The sequence below is a fragment of the Mesomycoplasma ovipneumoniae genome (assembly GCF_038095995.1).
In the GTDB taxonomy this organism is placed as follows: domain Bacteria; phylum Bacillota_I; class Bacilli_A; order Mycoplasmatales; family Metamycoplasmataceae; genus Mesomycoplasma; species Mesomycoplasma ovipneumoniae_F.
Genome location: NZ_CP146005.1, coordinates 49,131 through 70,592, shown reverse-complemented (window position 1 = coordinate 70,592; position 21,462 = coordinate 49,131). Strand labels below are relative to the sequence as shown.

The 21,462-nt window shown below is 29.1% G+C and carries 17 protein-coding genes, 1 other RNA gene and 2 pseudogenes; 7 read left to right on the top strand and 13 right to left on the bottom strand.

Annotated elements, in window-relative coordinates; genetic code table 4:
• Positions 1-12: 12 nt before the first annotated feature.
• Genes V3249_RS00315 through V3249_RS00300 form a run of 4 tightly spaced genes read right to left on the bottom strand, consistent with a single transcriptional unit; the run spans position 13 to position 4,711 of the window.
• Positions 13-1,728, bottom strand: a complete 1,716-nt coding sequence (locus V3249_RS00315; protein WP_337896890.1) for a hypothetical protein — start codon at positions 1,726-1,728, stop codon at positions 13-15.
• Complete coding sequence (locus tag V3249_RS00310; RefSeq protein ID WP_044284326.1) at positions 1,713-2,537, bottom strand: ABC transporter permease; 825 nt, start codon at positions 2,535-2,537, stop codon at positions 1,713-1,715. The genes V3249_RS00315 and V3249_RS00310 overlap by 16 nt, the downstream gene beginning before the upstream one ends.
• Entirely contained in the window at positions 2,530-3,390 is an 861-nt protein-coding gene (locus tag V3249_RS00305; RefSeq protein ID WP_124983465.1) for an ABC transporter permease, read from the bottom strand. The genes V3249_RS00310 and V3249_RS00305 overlap by 8 nt, the downstream gene beginning before the upstream one ends.
• A complete protein-coding gene (locus tag V3249_RS00300; protein ID WP_337896891.1) occupies positions 3,377-4,711 on the bottom strand; it encodes an ATP-binding cassette domain-containing protein in 1,335 nt (444 codons plus the stop codon). The genes V3249_RS00305 and V3249_RS00300 overlap by 14 nt, the downstream gene beginning before the upstream one ends.
• Before the next feature lie 81 nt (positions 4,712-4,792).
• On the opposite strand from V3249_RS00300, the gene V3249_RS00295 reads away from it, so the two are divergent.
• Complete coding sequence (locus tag V3249_RS00295) at positions 4,793-5,221, top strand: hypothetical protein (protein WP_341517558.1); 429 nt, start codon at positions 4,793-4,795, stop codon at positions 5,219-5,221.
• On the opposite strand, the gene V3249_RS00290 is transcribed toward V3249_RS00295, so the two are convergent.
• Positions 5,208-5,903 (bottom strand): potassium channel family protein, encoded by a 696-nt coding sequence (locus V3249_RS00290; protein ID WP_044284323.1) that lies wholly within the window; start codon positions 5,901-5,903, stop codon positions 5,208-5,210. The two genes, V3249_RS00295 and V3249_RS00290, sit on opposite strands and share 14 nt — an antisense overlap.
• A 237-nt stretch (positions 5,904-6,140) precedes the next feature.
• Between V3249_RS00290 and V3249_RS00285 the strand changes: the two genes are divergently transcribed.
• The 3 genes from V3249_RS00285 to rpsT all read left to right on the top strand — a co-directional run bounded on the left by V3249_RS00285 (position 6,141) and on the right by rpsT (position 8,595).
• Complete coding sequence (locus tag V3249_RS00285; RefSeq protein ID WP_341517557.1) at positions 6,141-7,625, top strand: TrkH family potassium uptake protein; 1,485 nt, start codon at positions 6,141-6,143, stop codon at positions 7,623-7,625.
• 97 nt (positions 7,626-7,722) lie between these two features.
• Complete coding sequence (locus tag V3249_RS00280; RefSeq protein WP_044284321.1) at positions 7,723-8,178, top strand: YhcH/YjgK/YiaL family protein; 456 nt, start codon at positions 7,723-7,725, stop codon at positions 8,176-8,178.
• Between the two features lie 144 nt (positions 8,179-8,322).
• Complete coding sequence (gene rpsT, locus V3249_RS00275; protein ID WP_044285775.1) at positions 8,323-8,595, top strand: 30S ribosomal protein S20; 273 nt, start codon at positions 8,323-8,325, stop codon at positions 8,593-8,595.
• Positions 8,596-8,699: 104 nt separating this feature from the next.
• On the opposite strand, the gene rplA is transcribed toward rpsT, so the two are convergent.
• The 6 genes and pseudogenes from rplA to tpiA form a co-directional block, all read right to left on the bottom strand.
• A complete protein-coding gene (gene rplA, locus V3249_RS00270; protein WP_010321232.1) occupies positions 8,700-9,395 on the bottom strand; it encodes a 50S ribosomal protein L1 in 696 nt (231 codons plus the stop codon).
• Positions 9,395-9,838 (bottom strand): 50S ribosomal protein L11, encoded by a 444-nt coding sequence (rplK, locus tag V3249_RS00265; protein WP_044284318.1) that lies wholly within the window; start codon positions 9,836-9,838, stop codon positions 9,395-9,397. The genes rplA and rplK overlap by 1 nt, the downstream gene beginning before the upstream one ends.
• A gap of 147 nt (positions 9,839-9,985) precedes the next feature.
• Positions 9,986-10,114, bottom strand: coding sequence for a hypothetical protein (locus V3249_RS00260; protein ID WP_274827455.1), 129 nt, complete (start codon positions 10,112-10,114; stop codon positions 9,986-9,988).
• 219 nt (positions 10,115-10,333) lie between these two features.
• Positions 10,334-10,681, bottom strand: an RNA gene (gene rnpB / locus V3249_RS00255) — RNase P RNA component class B.
• Positions 10,682-10,731: 50 nt separating this feature from the next.
• The gene (gene rpsO, locus V3249_RS00250; RefSeq protein WP_044285774.1) at positions 10,732-10,998 is read right to left on the bottom strand and encodes a 30S ribosomal protein S15; all 267 of its coding nucleotides are present in this window, start codon (positions 10,996-10,998) and stop codon (positions 10,732-10,734) included.
• A gap of 197 nt (positions 10,999-11,195) precedes the next feature.
• Positions 11,196-11,912, bottom strand: a pseudogene (gene tpiA, locus V3249_RS00245) (triose-phosphate isomerase); the annotation flags it as partial.
• 165 nt (positions 11,913-12,077) lie between these two features.
• Here tpiA and V3249_RS00240 point away from each other — a divergent pair.
• The 3 genes and pseudogenes from V3249_RS00240 to V3249_RS00230 all read left to right on the top strand — a co-directional run.
• Positions 12,078-13,562, top strand: a pseudogene (locus tag V3249_RS00240) (AAA family ATPase); the annotation flags it as partial.
• A gap of 178 nt (positions 13,563-13,740) precedes the next feature.
• Entirely contained in the window at positions 13,741-13,881 is a 141-nt protein-coding gene (locus tag V3249_RS00235) for a hypothetical protein (RefSeq protein WP_252263094.1), read from the top strand.
• A 107-nt stretch (positions 13,882-13,988) separates the two neighbouring features.
• Positions 13,989-14,642, top strand: a complete 654-nt coding sequence (locus V3249_RS00230; protein ID WP_425355589.1) for an AAA family ATPase — start codon at positions 13,989-13,991, stop codon at positions 14,640-14,642.
• Positions 14,643-15,288: 646 nt separating this feature from the next.
• On the opposite strand, the gene V3249_RS00225 is transcribed toward V3249_RS00230, so the two are convergent.
• Both V3249_RS00225 and V3249_RS00220 read right to left on the bottom strand, forming a co-directional pair.
• A complete protein-coding gene (locus V3249_RS00225) occupies positions 15,289-18,291 on the bottom strand; it encodes a P110/LppT family adhesin N-terminal domain (RefSeq protein ID WP_341517555.1) in 3,003 nt (1,000 codons plus the stop codon).
• A 6-nt stretch (positions 18,292-18,297) separates the two neighbouring features.
• The gene (locus V3249_RS00220; RefSeq protein ID WP_341517554.1) at positions 18,298-21,447 is read right to left on the bottom strand and encodes a P97 family adhesin; all 3,150 of its coding nucleotides are present in this window, start codon (positions 21,445-21,447) and stop codon (positions 18,298-18,300) included.
• Positions 21,448-21,462 lie beyond the last annotated feature (15 nt).

The window sequence follows — 21,462 nt, the reverse complement described above, 5'->3', positions numbered from 1 at the left end:
TTGACAAAAGTGCTAATTTTTTGTCTTTAAATTATAGTAAGTGCGAATTTGGGAAGCAAGTCTTTCATCCAAAGGCATTAAAAAAGTGTAATTTATCCGATATCTGCCCTCATCAGTGTTATTTTCAGTTGGCATATTCCCATAAAGAGTTTGCTCAGGTTGTTGAGAAAGGTACATATTTAAAGCTCGAAGCGATCTGTTTGATGAAGTTTCAGATTTTATATTGTCGTAATTTAAATTTTTTTCGTCACCAATAATTTCATCATTAAGGTCGACAAAAACTGAGCGGTCTTCGCCCTCAAGAGTTTCGCGAACAGTTTCAACTGCATCATTAAAGTAGAATTTCTTAAAGAATTTAAAGGATTTTTTAAATGTTGGGGTGTAATTTATATAGTCAAAATTTGCTGAAAAAGGAATAGATTCATAATCAAAATAAAAACCTTTTCCGTTTTTAGGTTCAAATTTTTCTGTCTGGCTATTTTGGACAAAATCAAAATCAACCTCGACTTTTGCTTTTTGGACAATTTCTTCTAAGTCAAAATCTTCACCTTTATAAATTCCTTCATAAAGCGAATTATAAACCTTGTCGGTCAATTCAGGCGAAGTGTCTTTTAAAATAATTCAGCCATCAAGCAAAGTTAAATTATTTTTTGGACGGATAATTGCAATTGTATTTTCTTCCTCAAGTTCTTCATAATTGTCTTTAGAATAATGGGCATCAAGAGAATCGCCATTATATAAAAAGCCAACATCTTGATTCAAAGAAGGATCGATTACTGAATTAGCCAAGTCAAGACCTGAAGTTTTGAAAACATTATGTCGCAAATTAAAATAGTCAAAACCAGAAATTTCACCAATATAGTCAATAAAACCATCAACAAATGATTTATAGTTATTTTCAGTTAATACTTGGCCGTATTGATTAGTTTTTTCAGCGCCAATTAACAAATTATCTCTCATAGCTTCAGTTCATTCAAAAAAACTGTAGCCATTTTTTCTCAAGGTTTTGCCAATTCCGCTAAGACTTTGATCTTCAAATTTAAGGCCTTTTTCTTGAATTTTTTCTTTTTGCTCAGCGCTTCAATTGCCCTGAAATTTACGGAGATTTTTTCTTTTACCATCAACATCATAATCGCCAATTGTGTAGGCAATCACTTTGTCTTGGGTGTAATAAGGTATGAAAAACTCTCAAAAACGATCCTGAATTCCATCATTATCAGTGTCAAGATTTTTTTGGGGATCATAGGCATCTTTCATAAATTGGTCATATTTATCAACATGCTCAACAATTTCAGGACGAAACATTTCTTCAAAAGCGGCCCTTTTTTTATTGATAAATTCTTGTCTTTGGGCCAAAGAAAAACTGGCATAATTTTGCGGTTTTTGAAAAACTTTAGTTAGCTCTCAATTTGGAAAAAGTTTTGAATAGTCTATTTTTTGTAAAAGACCTTTTTGAGCCAAACGGGCAATTTGAAAATCTGAACCTACGCCAGCAATTGTGCGATTGTCTTCAATTGCTTTTGTAAATTCGCTAACATCACCAAACTCGCGATAATTAAAATCTTTGTTAATTACATCGCGACCAAAATCAGAAATGTAAGCTTCAAAATTATAGACAACCGGTTTAAAAGGGAAGCTTGATTTTGAAAAAGATGCTATAAAAACAACGCTAACTACCGAAAGTGCGAGTGCTATTTTGGCAAAGAAATTGACTAAATTCTTTTTCATGTTTTTTCCTTTTTATTTTTATAATAAAGTCAAATTAAATTAGAAATCACGGAAATAAAGAGCATAATTGTTCCCAACATTAGCGCTCAAGTTTTAAAAGTTCCTTGATACAAAAGCGTTCCAACTGTTTGGGTGTTTGATGTAATTTTTGTGATTATAAAATCGTCAAAAGAAAGAAAAACAACAACCGGAAAAACCGAAATTATCGCTGGCGACATGTGTTTTAAATAAACCAAAAATCATGCCTTCATTTTTGAATAGCCTAAATCTTGGGCTGCTTCATATAAACTCAGCGAAAATTTTTCACTTCTTGGATACATTATCAAAATTCCGTAAGGTAAAGTCATGACAATGTGGGAAATAATTGCCCGATACAGACCTTCATAAGCCGCCGAAAGTGAACCAAAAATGAAGCCTAAAATAATTGCAAGTGAAACTGCGGTGATAGCATCTGGATTAATTAATGGAATATTTGAGGTGACATTTACATAAATTTTCACAGATTTATTTTTTTGCCTTCAGAGGGCAAAAACTGTTAAAAGCGAAAGGAAAACAACGGTTACTGCAGCAAAAAATGCAATAATTAATGAGTTAATTAACGCTGATGCAAAAGTATCTTTTGCAAATTCGTCAAATGCTTGCAGACTAAATTTGTTCCATGTTGAAGAGACAAAACCTTTTTTTGACGGGCTGTTAAATGAAAAAATAGAGCCAAAAATTATTGGAATATAAAAAATTATTATCAAAAATCAAACGTAAGTTTTTTTCAAAATCTCGTGTTTTTGAAAAAAATCAATAATTTTAGTCATATTTAAATCCTTTAAGTTTCATGATAACAATCGGCGTAAAATGAATTAGTGTATAAATTCCAATAAAAACTAAAAGTGTGACTAAAACAAGCGAGGAAACTCGAGCTAGATCGAAAGGGTTTGTTGTGTTTGCTGAATTATTAATCAAATTTCCTATTAGTTGATTTTGTGATCCGTTTGGTAGCAATTTATCTGAGACAACTATTGAGGTTGCTGCCATTAAAAAAACAATCGCAAATCCAGAGCTAATTGCCCGAAAACTATAAGGGAGAACCACTTTAATCAAAACTCAAAATTTTGAATATCCTAAATCTGTACCAGCTTCAATTAAGTTTTTAGGCATATCTCTGAAAATTGTATAAAGTGGAATTACCATAAAAGGAAAATTGAGAAAAATTAGTCCAAGAATCATAAAAGAGTTATTATTTAGCGATCCTTCGTCAAACATTGCCAAAAATAAAGCTCGTAATGAGAAGACTTTTGCAATCGTAAAAATAATTAAAGGTGTAATTATTAATGATAAAGAATAAATTTTAAAAATACGTGATTTTGAATTTGCGACAATAAAAGCATATGGAAAAGCTAAAATTAAGCAAATAAAAGCGCTGACTAAACCAACAAAAATTGAACGGGCAATAATTTGCCAAGTTGTCTGCTCTTTTACTAAAAGATGATTGTCAAATGGACTGCCGTTTGTCGAAAGTGGACTTACAGATTTAACAAAAAGTAAAATAAGTGGAATAACTATTAAAATTAGGGCAAATACAAAATAAGGGAGAACAAGACTGATGCGTGGATTTAAATTTTTTTTGAAATTTTGTCAAAATTTATCAAAAAAGCTAAGAGTTTCCACTTTCAATCTCCATTAAGTGAATTGCATCATCGTCTCATTTTAGATAAACTTCGGTATTAAGATCGTAAAAATCGTTAGTTTCAACGTAAATAATTTTTGATCCAACTTGAATATCTAGTCAGTAATATGAGCCTTTATAAATATTTTGAACCACTTTTCCCTTAAAATATCCAGAATTTAAGTCAATATCGATGTCTTCAGGACGAATAAGTGCATCCAGTTTTTGCCCATGACTAAACTCTGTGTGAATTGTATAGAGCTCAGCCCCAAGAATTTCAACTTTATTTTTTCCAATAAATTTTGCTTCAAAAAAATTTGAATCACCGATGAAATTAGCAACTCATTTATTGGCAGGATAGTCATAAATTTTCTTTGGCACGTCATATTGAGCGATTTTTCCGTTGCGAATTACGGCGATTTTGTCTGATAATTGAAGGGCTTCATCTTGATCGTGGGTTACAAAAATGAACGTTAGACCTAATTTTTGCTGAATTTTTTTGAGAAAAACTTGCATTTTTTGTCTAATTTTTGCATCTAAAGCTGATAATGGCTCATCTAATAAAACTATTTCAGGTTCAATAACAAGTGATCTAGCCAGTGCAACTCGCTGTTTCATTCCTCCAGATAACTCTGAAATTGCACGGTTTTCGTTGCCACTTAGACCAACAAGTTCGATAATATCTTTAATTTCGGTATCAATTTCCGTTTTTGTTATTTTACGAGTAAGGTATTTTTTTTCAAAAGTTACAGATTTATAAAAAACATAATTTTCTCAGTTGGAATATTTAAAATCTGAATCATCAAGTTTATCCTGTAATTTTTTACGGGTTTTGCTGTCTAAATTGGGATTTTCAAGCTGTTTTTCTAGGTTTGCTTGCAAATTATTAAGTTCTGCAATTTTTTTGTCCTGTTTTGCTTGCCATTTTTGCTTTAAATCTTCAAACTTTTTCCAAGTTGACTGTGGAATTTCAGAGTCACTTTTCTTAATTCTTTTTAATTTTAGGCCAAATTCAATATTTCCTCTAACTGACAAATGTGGAAAAAGTGCATAATCTTGAAAAATAGTCGCTGTATCTCGTTTATGGGCTGGAACGTCTTTAATATCAACCCCATTAAATTTAATTTCGCCTCGGGTTGTTCATTCAAAACCACCAATTAGGCGTAAAATTGTAGTTTTTCCAGATCCAGATGGACCTAAAAGAGTGACAAAATCACCTTTTTTGATGTCCAAATTTATTTGATTTAAAACTTTCTTGTCACCAAATTCCTTATCAACATCAACAAGCGAGATTATTGTTTCACTTTTGTGAAATTTTTGCATTTTATAATTCCCTCTTGAGTAGATAAAATTAAAAACAATATCTAATTTAAATAAAAAATGTAATTTTATTCTAAAAAAAATATGAAAACTTCATCTTTGAAGAAAAAAATCTTCTCTAATGAAGAGTGGTGGGGAATTTATCGAAAATATCTTCTGACGCAGATTCATGGAAAAAAGCAGCATCATCAAAAAGAGACGCCGCAAACATATAATATTTTAATAAATATAAATAGTATTTTCCAAAATCCATGATTATTTGAAAATTATACTATATTTTTAACTTTTCAAAAAAATTTATCAAAAATAAAATTTTGTACTGTTAACCCAAGAACTTTTAAAGCACGTTTTCATAAAATTTTCCAATTTTGGCTGTTTATAAACTCAATTTTTTGTAAAACTGTTGTAACATCGCCAATTTTTGCGAGTTTAGCAAGAATAAAATTTTGTGCTGTTATTCAAAGAACTTTTAAAGCACTTTTTCCTAAATTTTCCAATTTTAGCTCTTTATAGACTCCATTTTTTGCAAAACTGTTGTAACATCGCCAATTTTTCCGATTATTGTTATCTCATCATTTTGATGAATTATTGTCTCAGCTGCTGGCAAAATTGTTTCTTTATTTCTTTTGATTAAAACAACATTGACATTATACTGACGTAAATTAGCGTTTTTTATACTTTTATTAATGTAGTTTGGCGATTTTACATTAACACTTCCAGCAAATATTCCATTTGCTATTTCTTTAAGATTGTCTGCATAATTCAGGAAATTTTTATCAACACTCAAAAGCGCCATTTTAATTCCAGCTTCTTCTTCAGGACTAATAATTCAATCAACACCAATTTGTTTTAAAACACGAGCATGTCTTTTATTAACAGCGCGCGCGGCTATTTTTAAGTTGTTAAAAAAATTAATTTCTGTCTGTAATTCTAATAAAGTTGCAATAATTTCAATATTATCTGAAGTAGCAACGATTATTGTGTCTATATCTTCAAGTCCAACTTCATTACGAATTGCATTTATGTCGCTAGCGTCCATTATAATTGGCTCAACAGTCGCAAATTCCCGAATAAATTTTAAATTTTCAGCTCTTTTATCAATGACAATTATATTGTGGCCTGATTCTGCTAGTTGGGTTATTGCCGCTCTACCTAGTCGTCCGGCACCAATTATACAAATATTTGCTCGTTTCATTTGCTTAAATTTTATCTAAAAAACAATAAATTGGTTCAAAAATCAGAAAATTTTTGAAGGCGGATGGGCCAAAATGTTTTATAAGGTAGTTTTTCTGTCTGTTTTGAATTTTTTTTGTTTTTACTTGGTTTTTTTGAAAAAAAATGTATAATATAATAATTTAGCTTTTTTGTTTGTTTTATATAAGTAAATTAACTGACTATTTTTTAGTTTAGTCAACCATTAAAACGAGGAATAATGAACTTGAAAATTAATATCAAAAATTTTCTGCGGTCCATTTTTTCTCTTAAAAAGATACATATTATTTTTACTTTTTACACGTTAGTTATTCTTCTTGGGGCCGGAATTCTAACAGGTTCGTTTTCGCACACTGAAAATTCAGAAAAAATTAATTTTTTTTCGGCTCTTTTTACTTCAGTTTCTGCCTTTAGTGATACTGGACTTAGTTTGGTTGACACTGGCACAAGTTTTAATGTTTTTGGACAAGCTATTATTGCAATTTTGATTTCTATGGGAGGAATTGGAATTTTTGCAATAAAATTCTACATTTTTAACCATTTATTTGGAAAAAAACTAAGCATTTTGTCCCGTGAAATTTTAAAAATCGAAAGAGGTTCAAGTAAATTAAGCGAACTAAAAGGCGTAATTAAGGTTTCTATTAATTTTTTTATGATTCTTGTTTTGATTAGTAGCCTTACTCTTAGCCTTTATTTTTATTTTTATGATGCTGATCCACAAAAGTTTTCATTTCAAAAATCGCCTTATAAAAATATATCTTTATCACTAAGATTTGCTGTTTTTCATAGCATTTCTGCAATTAATAATGCTGGTTTTGATATAATCGGGCCAAATAGTTTTGAGCCTTATTATCATTCTTATTTTTTGCAAATTATGATAATAATTCTGACAATAATAGGTGGAATTGGCTACCCGGTAATTTATGATTTTTTTAGCTTTTTCAAACTTAAACTTTCTAAACAGAAAATAAAAAGATTTAGATTTTCTTTATTTACTAAAGTTTCAATTTTGAGCTATTTTGTTATTGCCCTAATTGGTTTTATTCTTTTAATTACTTTTGAAGCTAGTTCAAATTCACCTTTTACTTTTTGGAACCAAAAGCAAAATGGAAACTGATTTGATAAATCATTTGCATTATTATTTCATAATTTTATGACTCGTTCAACTGGTTTTTTTACATTTGACTTAAAACAGCTAACTCAACCAAGCACATTTTTAACAAGTTTATTGATGTTTATTGGCTCTGCGCCTTCTTCTACAGGCGGAGGAATTCGCGTTACAACTTTTTGAATTTTTATCGCTGTAGTTTTATCTAAACTTAGGGGAACTAGCGATGTTAATATATTTAAAAGAAAAATCACAACTGATAAAATTGTTTCAGCTGCGACTGTGTTTTTTATATCATTTATTTTAGTAATAGCGGTAGTTTTTCTCTCGAGTTTTTCGCTAGATAGTATATCAAACCAGGAAAAAACTGGTGATTATAGAATTTATCATTTAATTTTTGAGGTTATGTCGGCTTTTGGAACTTCGGGTCTGTCGACCGGTTTGATTCGAGATTTATCTGTTGTTTCCCAAATTGGATTTATGATTATTATGCTAATTGGTCAGCTCGGAATTACTTCATTTATTTACGTTTGACAAGGTGATAATATCGGCAAACAAAATAAAACATACATAACTGAAGATATTTTAATCGGATAATTTTTTACTTAAAGTGTTTAATTTGAAATTTATTCTTTTTTAGATCAATTTTTTTGCTATAATTTAAGAAAAAATATAAATAAAAGAGGGGTGGAAAATGATTTATGACAAATTAGAAAATTTTAGCAAATATAGTTGTTTAAATGAAAATTTTGCAAAATTAGCAAAATATCTAAAAGAAACTGACCTAGCAAAATTACCACTAGGCAAAACTGTAATTGATGAAGACAGAATTTTTGTTATACATGTTGATTTTGAAAGTTTCGATGATACAAACGCTCTCTATGAATATCACAAACGATACGCAGATGTTCATGTAGTACTTGACGAAAAAGAACAATATTTCTTTGATTTTTCAGAGAAATTAGTCAATAAAGTAACTGATTATTCTGAAGAAAATGATGTAGCTCTTTATAAAAAAGATTCGACCCGAAATTTAATTAGACCGTTAAAAGGCGAATTTTTAATTTTTCTACCTGGCGATGCTCATTTGCCAAAATATACTGGACAAATTGGTGTAGTTAGAAAAATAATTTTTAAAGTTGAATATTAGTGTTATTGAGTTTAAATTTTTTTATTAAGTCTAGAGATTAAAAATTCATTTTTTAAATATAAATAACATATTTTTATGGTATAATTTTTATTACCGTTTTTTAAAGGGCTGAAATAAACTATTATATATAAATATAGGAAAAAAATGGCAAATATAAAATCCAAAATTAAATCAATCACCAAAATGCAAAAAGCAAGAGCAAGAAATAATGCAATTAAATCTCGTGTAAAAACAGCAATCAAAAAGGCTAAACTAGCTGTTACAAGTCACGCAGAAAATCAAAATGAATTAGTTGCAAAAGCTCATAAAGAAATTGCAAAGGCAAAATCAAAAGGTGTTTTCCACAAAGGAAAAGCATCACGAAAAATTTCTAGACTTCATTTGTTTGTTAATAAACATCAAAAAACAACAGTTTAATCTCTTTCCTGTTTTAATAATAAATTTTTGAAAATTTTTCGAAGCTCAAAATAAAAAAACCCTTTAAATTTAAAGGGTTTTTTTATTTTATAGATTATTTTTTATTACAAATTGTCGAAGCGAATTTTAATAGAAGGGCCCATTGAAGCTGAAACAGTTAAGTTTTTAAAATAATTTCCTTTAACTGAATTTGGTTTCAATTTACGGATTAATTGTAAAAGGGTTTTAGCATTTTGGACTAAATGATCGGCTTCCATGTTGGTTTTTCCAATTAATGAGTGAATAATTCCGTATTTGTCAGCACGATAATTTGCTTTACCTTTTTTAATTTCAGCTACAGCTTTTTCTGGTGTTGGGGTAACTGTACCTGTTTTTGGGTTAGGCATAAGTCCTTTTGGTCCTAATTTCTTCCCGTATCTTCCTAAAACTGGCATTAATTTAGGCTCAACAACAATAACATCAAAGTCAAAATTATCAATTTTTAAATTTTGTTCTAGTTCAGCTGTTGAATAAATTAAATCAGCACCTGCTTCTTTAGCTTTAGTTGCTACCTCTGATGAATCAGTTGCAACAAGCACACGTACAGATTTCCCGGTTCCATAAGGTAAAACAACAGAACCTCTTAATTGTTGGTCAGCTTTTCGAGTATCTAAATTAAGTCGAATAGCTAAATCAACAGAGCCAGAAAATTTAGTATATGATGTTTTTTTAACCAATTCCATTGCCTCTTCAAGTGAATAATAATGATTTTTATCAACTAATTCACGAGACTGAGCTAATTTACGTGAAATTTTTTTCATTATTTAACTCCTTGTAAAAATTCTTCGATACCTTCAACTTCAACGCCCATTTGTTTGGCGGTCCCATAAACTGTAAGAATTGCTTTTTCAATATTATCAGTATTTAAATCTGGTAATTTATATTCTGCAATTTCTTTAAGTTGTGCAAGAGTAATTTTAGCTACTTTTTCAGCTTTAGATTTTTTAGATCCAGATTCGATTTTTGCAGCTTGTTTAATTTTGTAAGAAGTTGGGCTTGTAAATAACTGAAATTCAAAGCTTTTATCTTTAAAAACAGTAATTTTTACAGGAACTGGTTCGCTTCCACGATTTTTTGTTTCATCGTTAAATTTTCTTGTAAATTCAGGCATTACAATACCAAGACCTGCAAGAGCTGGTCCGGGTTTTGCTTGGCCGGCATTGAATTGCAATTTTGCAACTCTAACTACATTTTTTTTTACCATTTCGAGCATCCTTTTATTTTTTAGTTCTCTTAGTGGTTAACGGTTTTAAACCTTCCACAAAAATTTATTTAAAATTATACCACAAAAATTATTTATTAGATAATTTTTGGACTAAAAAAACCACAACGTGTGGTTTTTTTCTCTAAATTAGTGTTCAGCGACAAAAAGGTGTAAAATTTTTATAAATAAAACAACAATTTCGTCAACTTTGACCACTGAAGACCATCAATTTAAAATTTTAATTTTAACTCAATTTAAGATGTTCCTCGATCTCATTGTTTCTAACCTCCGTAAATTTTTACCATTAAATTTTACCATAAAACTATTAAAAATCCAAAAATCAGTAAAATTTGCATATTTTTACAAATCAAGATTTTGTATGACATGCAAATTTATTTTATGATAAATAAGATTTTAGAAGTCTAAACAAAATGAGGAAAAAATTACAAAAGTGTGCATTTAAATAAAAAACAGCGAATTTTCGCTGTTTTTTGCACTAATAAGCCGCGTTCTGTATTAGTCAACCATTTATCTAGGTCTTTTACAACCTTCCAATTTAAGTTCGTTTCCCAAATTGGATTCCCCTACCAAAATTTAGGTTTCTAGCTCATGGAGTTTACCGCGTTTCACTTTATTTGTTAGGATTTTTTAGGAGTGAACAATGATTATAAAAAATTTATAAAATAATAAACAAATAAACTCGTCTCTGTGGCACTTGTCGTCTAGGCTTGGATTTCTTAGATCCAACATGAACACTACTACCATCGCAGGTAGTGCTAGCGCGGACTTTCCTCAAGTATTTTTAAATTAAAAACTTAAAAATACCAGCGGTTGACTTGTGCAAAATTAAATTATACCATACTTTAAAAATATTTGGTATAAAAATTTAAAAATTATTTACGTATATTTAAAGCTTCGATTGTTTCTTTGTAAGTTTCAAAACTTTTTTGTTTTAAATAAGAAAGTAATTTTTTACGTTTATTAACTTTTGCAATAAAACCTCTCATTGAGTGTTTGTCTTTTTTATTATTTTCAAAATGAACTTTTAATTTTTCAATATCTTCAGTTAAAATTGCAATTTGAACGGCTGTATCACCGGTGTTTTTAGCGTTTTTTCCAAACTTTAAAATTAATTCTTGTTTTTTCGCTTTTGAAATCATTTTAATTCCTTTAAAAAATAAATAAATAACAAATTTAAACCTAGCAATAATTCGCGAAACTATTAAAACCAAGCATAAATTTAACAAAAAAATCAGGCAAATTATTCGTCTAGATCGATATCATTGCATCCACAATGACTATCGTCTTCTAAAATGCCAGAATTTAGTGGGTCTGTTGGGCATGCATCAGAAAATTTTACCATTTCATAAAATTGTTTAGGATCTAATGATGCACCACCAACAAGTATACCATCAATAAGTTCTGAATTTAAAAAATCTGCATAATTTTGCGAGTTAACAGAACCTCCGTAAATAACTTTAACATTTTTGCCAAATTCTTCTTTAATTAAAGACGAAATTTCATTGGCAATTGCAGCAGATGCTGTTTTTCCGGTTCCAATTGCTCAAATTGGTTCATAAGCTATTATCGCTTTTTCGAAATTTAGCACGTCTTTTACGGCATTTATTTGTGAAATTATAACTTCATTAGTTAATTTATTTTCATATTGTTCTAATGTTTCCCCGACACAAAACACGGGAGTTATGCTGTATTTTTGTGCTTGTCAAATTTTTTGAGCTAAAACTTCATCAGTTTCATTAAAAAACATTCTTCGCTCAGAATGACCAATTATTATGTAACTAACACCTAAATCCTTTAACATTTTAGCGCTAATTTCGCCTGTGTAAGCTCCAGATTCGAACTGGCTAACATTTTGAGCAGCTATTTTTAATGTTTTAACTTGAGATTTAGAAATTTCACTTAATAAAGTAAAAGGAGGGGCAATCGCAAACTCCATTGTTTTAGCGACTTTTTCTGGATTTTTGTTAAATAGTGCGTCAAATTCAAAAAGGAAATCATAAAATTCCTTTCTGATTTGATTCATTTTTCAATTCCCGATAACAATTTTTTTCATGATATAAATTAAAATTATAACATAAATTAGCCAAAATAATAGTGTTATTTTTTAAGTTTCACTTTAAATAAAAAAAAATTTTGGCACTTAATTGCCACGAGTGACAAAAATATGTTATAATTATTTTTGCATTAATGTAAAAAAATAAAAATAAGGAAGAAAAAAATGGAAATTAAACTTGAAAATCTTGAAAAATATGCAAGAAATTTAACCAAATTAGCAAAAGAGAACAAAATCGAACCTGTAATTGGGCGAGATTCTGAAATTAGAAGAATTATAAAAATTTTGTCAAGAAAGACAAAAAATAATCCCGTTCTAGTTGGCGATCCTGGTGTTGGAAAAACAGCAATTGTTGAAGGAATGGCGCTAAAAATAATTGCAGGACAAGTTCCTGATAATTTAAAAAATAAGCAAATTTTTGAACTTGACCTTACAAGCATTCTCGCTGGTGCCTCATATAAAGGTGAATTTGAGCGAAGAATTAAGGCGATTTTAACTGAAATTGAACAAAGATCTGATGAACTTATTATTTTTATTGACGAAATTCACTTATTAATCGGAACAGGTTCATCTGGATCTGATTCAATGGATTTTGCTAATATTTTAAAACCAATAATGGCTCGAGGTGGGATTAAATTAATTGGTGCAACAACAAATTCTGAATATCGACTTTATATCGAAAAAGATGGAGCACTCGAGCGAAGAATGCAAAAAGTTGAGGTTTCAGAGCCTTCGGTTGTTGATACTATCAATATTTTGCGCGGAATTAAGGAACGATTTGAAAATTTTCACCAGGTAAAAATTCTTGACTCAGCTTTAATTTTTGCTGCCAAAATGGCAAATAGATATATTTTTGACCGTTTTTTGCCCGATAAAGCCATTGACTTGGTTGACGAAGCGGCTGCTTCTTTAAAAGTTGAAATTAATTACCAACCAGAAAAGCTTGAAAAAGCAAAGCGCGAATTAATTAATTTGAAAATGATGGAAATTAATTCGACAAATTCGGACAATGAAGATCTCAAAAAACAAATAATTGAGGTTGAAAATCAGGTTGATCAAATGCAAAAAGAGTGAAACGACTCGCGAAATTTAGCTTCAAAAATTGCAAATTTGTCAACAAAAGTTGAAGAATTAAAACACAAACAAAACACACTAATGGACCAAGGTGATTATCAGGGCACTTCGCAAATAAAGTATGTAAAAATTCCTAAAATTATGGAAGAATTGGAAAAATTAAAGGAAAAACAGACTGAATTTTCAAACGTTCTTGATGAGAATCATATTGCAAAAGTTGTCTCAAATTGAACTAAAATTCCAATTGGCAAACTTTTAGAATCCGAAAGTCAAAAATATATTAATTTAGAGGAAAATCTTAGAAAAGTCATTAAGGGACAAAATCAAGCTTTAAAATCAGTTTCAGAAGCCATTTTAAGATTTAAAGCAAAAATTAATGACGAACAGAGACCAATTGCATCCTTTTTATTTGTAGGTCCTACTGGTGTTGGAAAAACTGAAGTTGCCCGCGCACTTGCTCAAAATTTATTCGACAATAAAAATCAAATTATTCGGCTTGATATGTCAGAATATATGGAAAAACATAGTATTTCTAAGCTAATTGGTGCTCCTCCAGGTTATACCCGAGTTTCCCAGTTTTAAGACAAAAATTCACTTTTTAGTGAATATAAATATGAAGAAACACCCGTAAATCGGTGTTTTTTTAATGTAAAACCTTAATTTTATAAGTAGCATTTGGTAGCATTTTAAGTAATTTTATGGTATAATTATAAATTATGAAAAAACAAAAATTAACTAAGTTGGTTTAGTATCGATGTTGCAAAAATTAAGACAAAGGGTTGAATTTAACACTTTAGATCAGCAAATTATATTTAAAAAACACGATGGTGTCCCTAGCGATCCAAACATTTGAAATAGATATGATTTTTACTTTGATATCTTAATAAATCACTAATAAAATTGTAACCAACTTTTACCAAAAAACTTAAAAAAGTCCCTAAAACCGGATACTTTTTTAAAATTACCTTATGAAACTGGGAAACTCGGGATATGTCAGAATATATGGAAAAACATAGTATTTCTAAGCTAATTGGTGCTCCTCCAGGTTATATTGGCTTTGAACAAGGCGGAATTTTAACTAACAAAATTAGACAAAATCCATATTCAATTGTTCTGGTTGATGAAATTGAAAAGGCTCATCCTGAAGTTATTAATATTTTCTTACAAATTCTTGATAACGGCGAGCTTCTTGATAGCAAATCTATAAAAGTAAACTTTCGCAACACAATTATTATTTTAACTTCAAATATTGGTGCTAACAAAATTCTTGAAGGTAAAAAAATTGACGAATCTAACATCAAAAATGAATTATTAGTATATTTAAAACCTGAATTTATTAATAGAATTGACGAAATTATTGTCTTTAACCCTTTAAATCACGAGGTAATTTCTGAAATTATCCACTTAGAACTTGATACTTTCAAAAAAAGATTAATAGAAAATAATTTTGAGATAGATTTTAATGATTCTGTTATTGACTGAATTATTCAATCTGGTTATGATAAAAATTTTGGTGCTCGTCCTATCAAAAGATTCATCAAAAAAAATATAGAAAGTTTTATTGCTCAAAAAATAGTTACAAAAGAAATAACAGAAAATTCCAAATATAAACTGTTTTATAAACAAAATAATCTATATTTGGAAAAAGAAAAATAATCCCGAGTCTCCTAGTTTGATGAATAATCTTAAAAAGTGTCCGGTTTTTGGGTGCTTTTTTAACTTTTTTGGCAAACACAGGAAAAATAACTATCAAAGCAAAAACACTTAATTTTAAATCTGACTATTACGAAAGAAAAAATACAACTACTATTTAAACTCAATGCAAATAGAAAACTCGTTTTTATTTAAATTGAGCCTAAAAAACATATGAAGTTTTGAAAGAACAATAACTAAAAGCCCTAAATTTATAGATTTCTAAACGGTTAAATTTAAGGCATTCCATCATATTTAAAAATATAATGGATAATTCGCATTTTCTGATTTTTTTATGACAAAAGCATAACTCATTCCCCCTTAATTCAATATCAAAATTTATTAATTATTCTTAAGTGAGAATTATTATAACACAATTTTATTTTAGACCAAACATTTTTTTTTTTTTTTTGCAAAAGGTTAATTTCAAAACTATAAAAATTAAGGTTTTAGCCTCAAAAAACACGGATTTAAGGGTATTTTTGCATATTTATATTTACTAAAAAGTTAATTTTTGGCTCTAACTGGGAAACTTAGAAATAACAAAAAATTCCAAATATAAATTACCTTATAAACAAAGTGATTTATATTTGGAAAAAGAAAAATAGTTTTATTTTAATGCTGTTGCAAAGGCCTTTTCAAAATCTTCTTTTTTGAAAAATTGATTATTAAATTGTATAAAATATCTAAACAAAACCTCTGATTTGTCGGAGTTTTTGTTGTTTTCTTCATCTCCAAAATGAAGGGTTAAAGTTTTTGTTGGGGTTGTTGAGGAAGCGGGTGAAGAAGTTGTTGAACTAGTTGGAGCGGCTGTTGTGGTTGCTGGGACTGTTGAGGTTGTTGAGGTTGGAGTTGTTGAGGTTGTTGAGGTTGTTGAAGAACCTGAATCTGAAGAAGTAACTGAAGTTGTTGAAGAAGTATTCTGAGTAGATCAAAAGTTTTTTTCTAATTCAATTTGGGGTTGATCTTTTGATTTAGGAGTTGCAATTTTTACAATTATCTTTTGAGAATTTTGAGTTTGAGTTTGAGCCCCCGAATTTGAAGGTGAATTCTCATTGAGAGCATTGTAAGAAAGAACAAAATTAGTAAATTGGCCTTCATCAACAGGCAAAATACCAATAATTTTTTCATTTTGAGTTGTATTTGTGCTAGTTGATCCAATTTCTGCCTTTTTTGAAACACCTATTAGCCAAACTGGCGTATTATCAGGAATTGAGTCTGAATTTGTTATACTTGAACTTGATAAATCACTTTTTTTGGATAGTTTTTTAACTCAAATTAAATTAGGCTCTTGATTTGCTTGTTGACCAGAAGTTCCACTTTCTTCCGTAACAAATTTAAGGACAACCTTATATTGGTTAGGTTCTAAGTTATTTTGGACTGAGAATGAATAAAAAAATGGATTATTTTCTTCAAAAGCTACAATATTTTGAGTATTTTCATCACTTTTATAAAACAATTTTAAATAATTGTCGTTTAGACTTGGATATAAAATTCCTGAATTTCTGACGAGTTTAACTTTTTTATCTCGCTTTTTTGAAGAGTCAAGGCTAAGTTCAACTTGAGGATTTGTGATTGATTTTAGGCCTTTAATTTCTGAGTGAAATAAGTTACTTTCATCAGATTGCTCAACATTATATCCACCAGATCCGTCAATAAAAAAATTTGCTTGATTTTCTTTGGCCAATAATAGTTGAGGATTTGTTGGTGACAGACCGCTTATTTTTATATCTTTTTGGCCTAAAATTTTATTAAATCTATCATAAATACTAATTGTTATTGTTAATTGGCCGGTAGAACTTTCGAAAAATAAATTATACTTAACACCGTAAGAAAAAATTTGCTTAGAGTTAATTATATCATTCATTTTAGCAAAAATTTTTGATAAAACTTCTTCAGGTTTATCATTTTCATCAGTTTTTTTTCAGGCAGGAAATGTTAATGAATCTTTAAAAAAGTCTTTAAATCACGTAACAATTGCTCTTTGACTAGTTAAACTATCATAAGTTGGACTGCTTTCTAAATTAACAATTTCCAAGCCTTTACTTGTGTTTCTATTCTCTTGAAAAGAATAAAAACTAGCATTAATTGACCTTAAATTATTAATAACTTCAGCGCCATCTAAATAATTGAACTTTTGCCTTACAATGTAAAGATCATTATCCTTAATCACAGAATCCAAATATCTTTGTGCTAAGTTTTTGAAAGGTTTTAAAGTGTAAATAAAATTAAATTTACGGTAATTTTCTTGAGTTTGAGCATCATTTAGATTTTCTTGACTTGAGTTTTCAGAATTATTTGGGTCAGTATCTTGAAATAAAGATACCTGATTTTGAAGGGTTTTTTGCTCTTGGACAGGTGAGTTTTGTTGTAAATTTGATACACTTATATTGTCAGGAGTTGACTGATTTTGGGCTAGATTTTCAACTTGTTTAGCCTTAAAATCGATTTGAACCATAAGTTCAACTTCACCAATTCGGTCCATTTGAATATTTGTTCCAAACAGTCTTACATTAAAATTTGGTGCAGAATTTGTGAATAAATTCTGTAATTTTGATATATCAAAGAGATTGCTGTGATCGGTTTGGGACACCAAAAAAGTAGATAAAGATACATTTTGTGCAACAATTTCTTGAATTTTTTCATCTTTTAAGATGATAAGTTCATCATCAGTTTTAATTAAATTATTGAGATAATTAGTAACTTGTGCATAATCTAGTAAATTTGAAACCTTTAAATCAAATGTGCGAATTTTATTTTTATTTGAGTCAAAAATCCCAAAGGAAATTCACAAATTACCACTTGAGTCATCAATATTTTTAAAAACTATGCTGCCAGATAAGTCTGTTTCAAAATCAAAATGGGTGCCCTCAGGAAGATTTACTAAATTATCATTTGAGTCTAAAAATAAAAAAGAACCAAATTTTTCAAGGGTTTTTTTAGCATCTTTTGTATTTTTATACTCAGAATTTAGCACTTGAATAAGCGAAAGTGCATTTCATTTTTGGTTTATTTGTGCTGTTTGTAAAATAAAGGCGGACTTTTGTTGGTCAATATTAAAGTTTATAAATGGAATATCACCTTTTCCATTAAAGCCACGAATTGAATGCACTTTTGAATAAGTTTTATTTGTAAATTGATCATGAGCCGAAAAAACAACATTAATTAAATTATTATTAACAACTTTTGTAACTAGATCGTCATTTTCAACGTCAGATTTATTAATAGGGTTGATATTAAGTTTTAAAAAAGGATATTTTGAACTAAAATTGGTAAGGTTAAAAATTGTAGTAAGATGAAAATTAGATGTCGAATCACGAGATAAATCGAGAATTTGTTCGGCTGAATATTTAGAAAAATTCTCGTCAATTTGCATTTGATCAACAATTTTTTCAAATTCTTCATTTGAAAGTTGAATCCCTTTTTGATTAACTTCAGTTTTTTCTAAATTTCGCTGATCAACAACATCAAAATATTTTGACTCAACCAGTGAATAAGTTAAATAAGAAAAACCTAAAATTGCACCAATTGCAATAGGTCAAGTCGCCATAATCATTAAAGATCTGGTGTGTGAAACTTTTTTTACTTTTCTTACTATTTTAGTTTTTTTCATTTTTTCCTAATTTCGATTTAGCTGTCTTTTTGGTCTAATTACTGTAAAAATAAGCGGATATTTTGCTTCATTTTCTCCAGGTACAAAGGGGTCTAGATTATTTTTGAGTTGGGGTTGTGAATTCTGAGTTGTAGGTTGTTGAGTTTGTGGTGGTTGTTGAGGTTGCGGTTGCGGTTGAACTGGTTGTGCTGGCACGGTTGGAGCCGGTGGAGTTTGTGCTGGCGGGGTTGGAGCTGGTTGTGAATCTTGAGGGGCAGAAGGATTTTGCACTGAATTATCAGGATTATTTTGCTCATTATTCACAGTGTTTGGGATGAAAATTTGAGATTTTTCAGTAGAATTTAGATTTTTTACAGCAAATCTAATTTTCAAATTTCCAAATTTATCCTTGAAAACGCTATCTTTTTTATATACAAGTCCGTTGCCATTTAATAAAGGATAAATTTGAACAAAAGTAGAAAAACCAAAAAGTTTTTTAATACTTTCTAATGTTTCTTTAAAATCTTTATCTTTATTATTAAATTCAGAATGTAAAACCTCTTCAGCAGTTTTAGAAAATGTAAGTGCAGTTGCAAAATTAGACTCATCAAGCTCTAATTTTAAAAGATTTTGTGGAAAATTTAAGACAACATTAGACAAGACTTCAATTTCGCTTTGAGGATTTTGATCTGTAAAAACATCTAATTTTAATGAATTAATTGGGGTTCTGAAAACAATTTTATTATTTGTAGCAGAAGTGAAAATATAATAGTAACCTAAGTTAAAAATCTCTTTTTGGGGAGTAGTATCATTTTCAGAAGTTTGCTGATCAGCAACCTGAACTGGGTTTGGAGTTGAATTTTGGCCCTCAGAATCAATTTGTTCTGAGTTTTGATCGGCTAAAAAAACAATTTTATAAGAAAGATTTTCGCCAAGTGTTTCAAACTGCTTAACTAAACTGTTATTTTTATAAGTTTCTAAAAATAAATCAGAAAATGTTTGAGCATTTAAATCTGTTTGTGGCTGTCCATTTTTTTGGTTTAAAGCTTCAATTTTAGTAATTAAGTCGCTAAATTCCGTAATTAAATATTGATTTTGAAGATTTGAAACAATTTTTTCATTAATAGTTTGAATTTTTGGGGCTAAATTAGTATTAGGAGTTTGACTTTCTGAGTTTTGTTGTTGGTTTTCTTGATTTTCGGCTGGCTGAGAAGCTTGAGAACCTTGAGAATCTGTGTTGTTTTCAGTATTTCCAGCTTCTGTTTGCTGAAATTGGGTCGCTTGTGCGGCGACAGTTTCATTTTTTGGGGTTGAATCAAGACTTTGAGCTCCGGAAGTTTTCTGTTGGTCATCCAAAGTATCAGATTTTATTTCCGCAAGAGAATTAAAAAGAATTCTAAGATATTTTTGAGCTTCTTCTTTAGGCAAGGTAAAAATATTTTTTACAAAATATATAAATTCTTGATTATTTTCAAAAAAAGCACGAGTATTTGTGCTATTTTCTAGTATTTGTGGAGTTAGTGTTCTTTTAGAAAACTCAGAAATAGTTGGAAAATCGTACTTAAAAGTTCAAGAATTTAAAATTTGAGTTTCAGGAAAGTTAAGATTAAATTTTGAAGAATTTATTAAAATATTATAAATTTCTTCATGTGCATTTGAGTCAATTAATTTTTGAATTTCAGCTTTTGAAACATAATCAAAAGATGAAAAGGTTTCATCTTTTTTATTTTTATCAATAAGATAATCTAAATTAACAACTGGAATTTGGCTAAAATTTTTAGGGTCAAATGTAGAAACATTTTGGGATTCAGAATTTTTGAAATTTCTTAAAACAAGTTCTGAAGATTTAGTTAATTTTTCCGAACCATCATCATTAAGGGGATAAAAAATTTCAAACGGTATACGAACTAGCGATGACTGCTCGTCTGAATCAAGTTGAATTTTTTCAACTATAATGTTAAAGCCAAATTTTTGCTTGATTTTTGGATCTAAATCATCATAATCGGTAAAATCAAGTTGTAAATCTGAATTAATAAATGAATTAAGTGCTATTTTTGCTTCTTCAGATGTTTTTAATGCTTTTGTTGTTTCGTTATATTTAAGAAAGTTATAAACTCACGATATTGATTTTTGTGAAATATCAACTTTGTTGTCTTGATTTTGCTGTGAAAATTGATCGACTTTTAGATCTGTTAGTTTTGGAATTTGAATAAAAACTTTAGGATCAATAAAAGCAGACTTATTTTTAGCTGAATCAAAGAGTAAAAAAGTGAAATTTTTAGTGATATTTGTATTAAAATTTTTGGGGAATACTTCTTTGGCTTCCTCTGTGAAGCTAATTTTACCTTGTATTTCTAAAAAATCTGAGTTTAATTGCGAAGGTTGAACTCAAGTGTTTTTATTGTTTTTTATAATTTCTATTTTATAAGGAAAAATTAACTTATTTTTGTGTTTAATAGCAAAGTTTTTGTTAGTTAAGATTGACTGAAAGTCAAAGTCAAAAAAATCATGAACCTTTTTAATAAAACTTTCTGCACTTTGCTCAGAATTTGCCTCTGCTAAAAAGTCGCTTGCAAGCCAAATGTTAGGAGAGACTTTATTTTGCTCACTTCTAGAAAATGGTCTAATATTTTGAAGATTTATTTGGAGTGCTTGGTAAAAATTTTCCAGAAAAAAAGTTGAATTAGGACTTATAGAAATTTTGTCAGTTCTTATATCAGATTTTATAATTCTTGAGTGATTATGAGTTTTGAGTAAAAATTCAACATTAAATTGTTGGTTTGCATCATCTGGTTTGACATCTACAAACTCAAGTCAAATTCCGTTTGGCAACTTATATGGTTGTAATCTTTTATTTTCAACACTAAAAAGATCGAAAAAATCACCTTGGTTTGGTGAGTTTTGAATTTTTTTTCATTCATCTTTTAGTGAGGCATAAGTTGAAAAAGGAGAAACTTTTTGAGCATTAAAACTAAGAGCATTAATTTTAGTTATTGTTCTATTTAAATCCTCAACAGTTGTTTGATAAGAATTTTTTTTAATTAAGCCAAAACCATAAGAAATACCGACTGAAATTCCTAAAACACCAAGAAATGATGCGGATAAAGTAAGGCCTAGTAAAATTTTTGATTTTCTTGTTAAAAATTTTGTTTTGGAAAATTTCTTAACTATTTTCACTATATAGGAACCTTT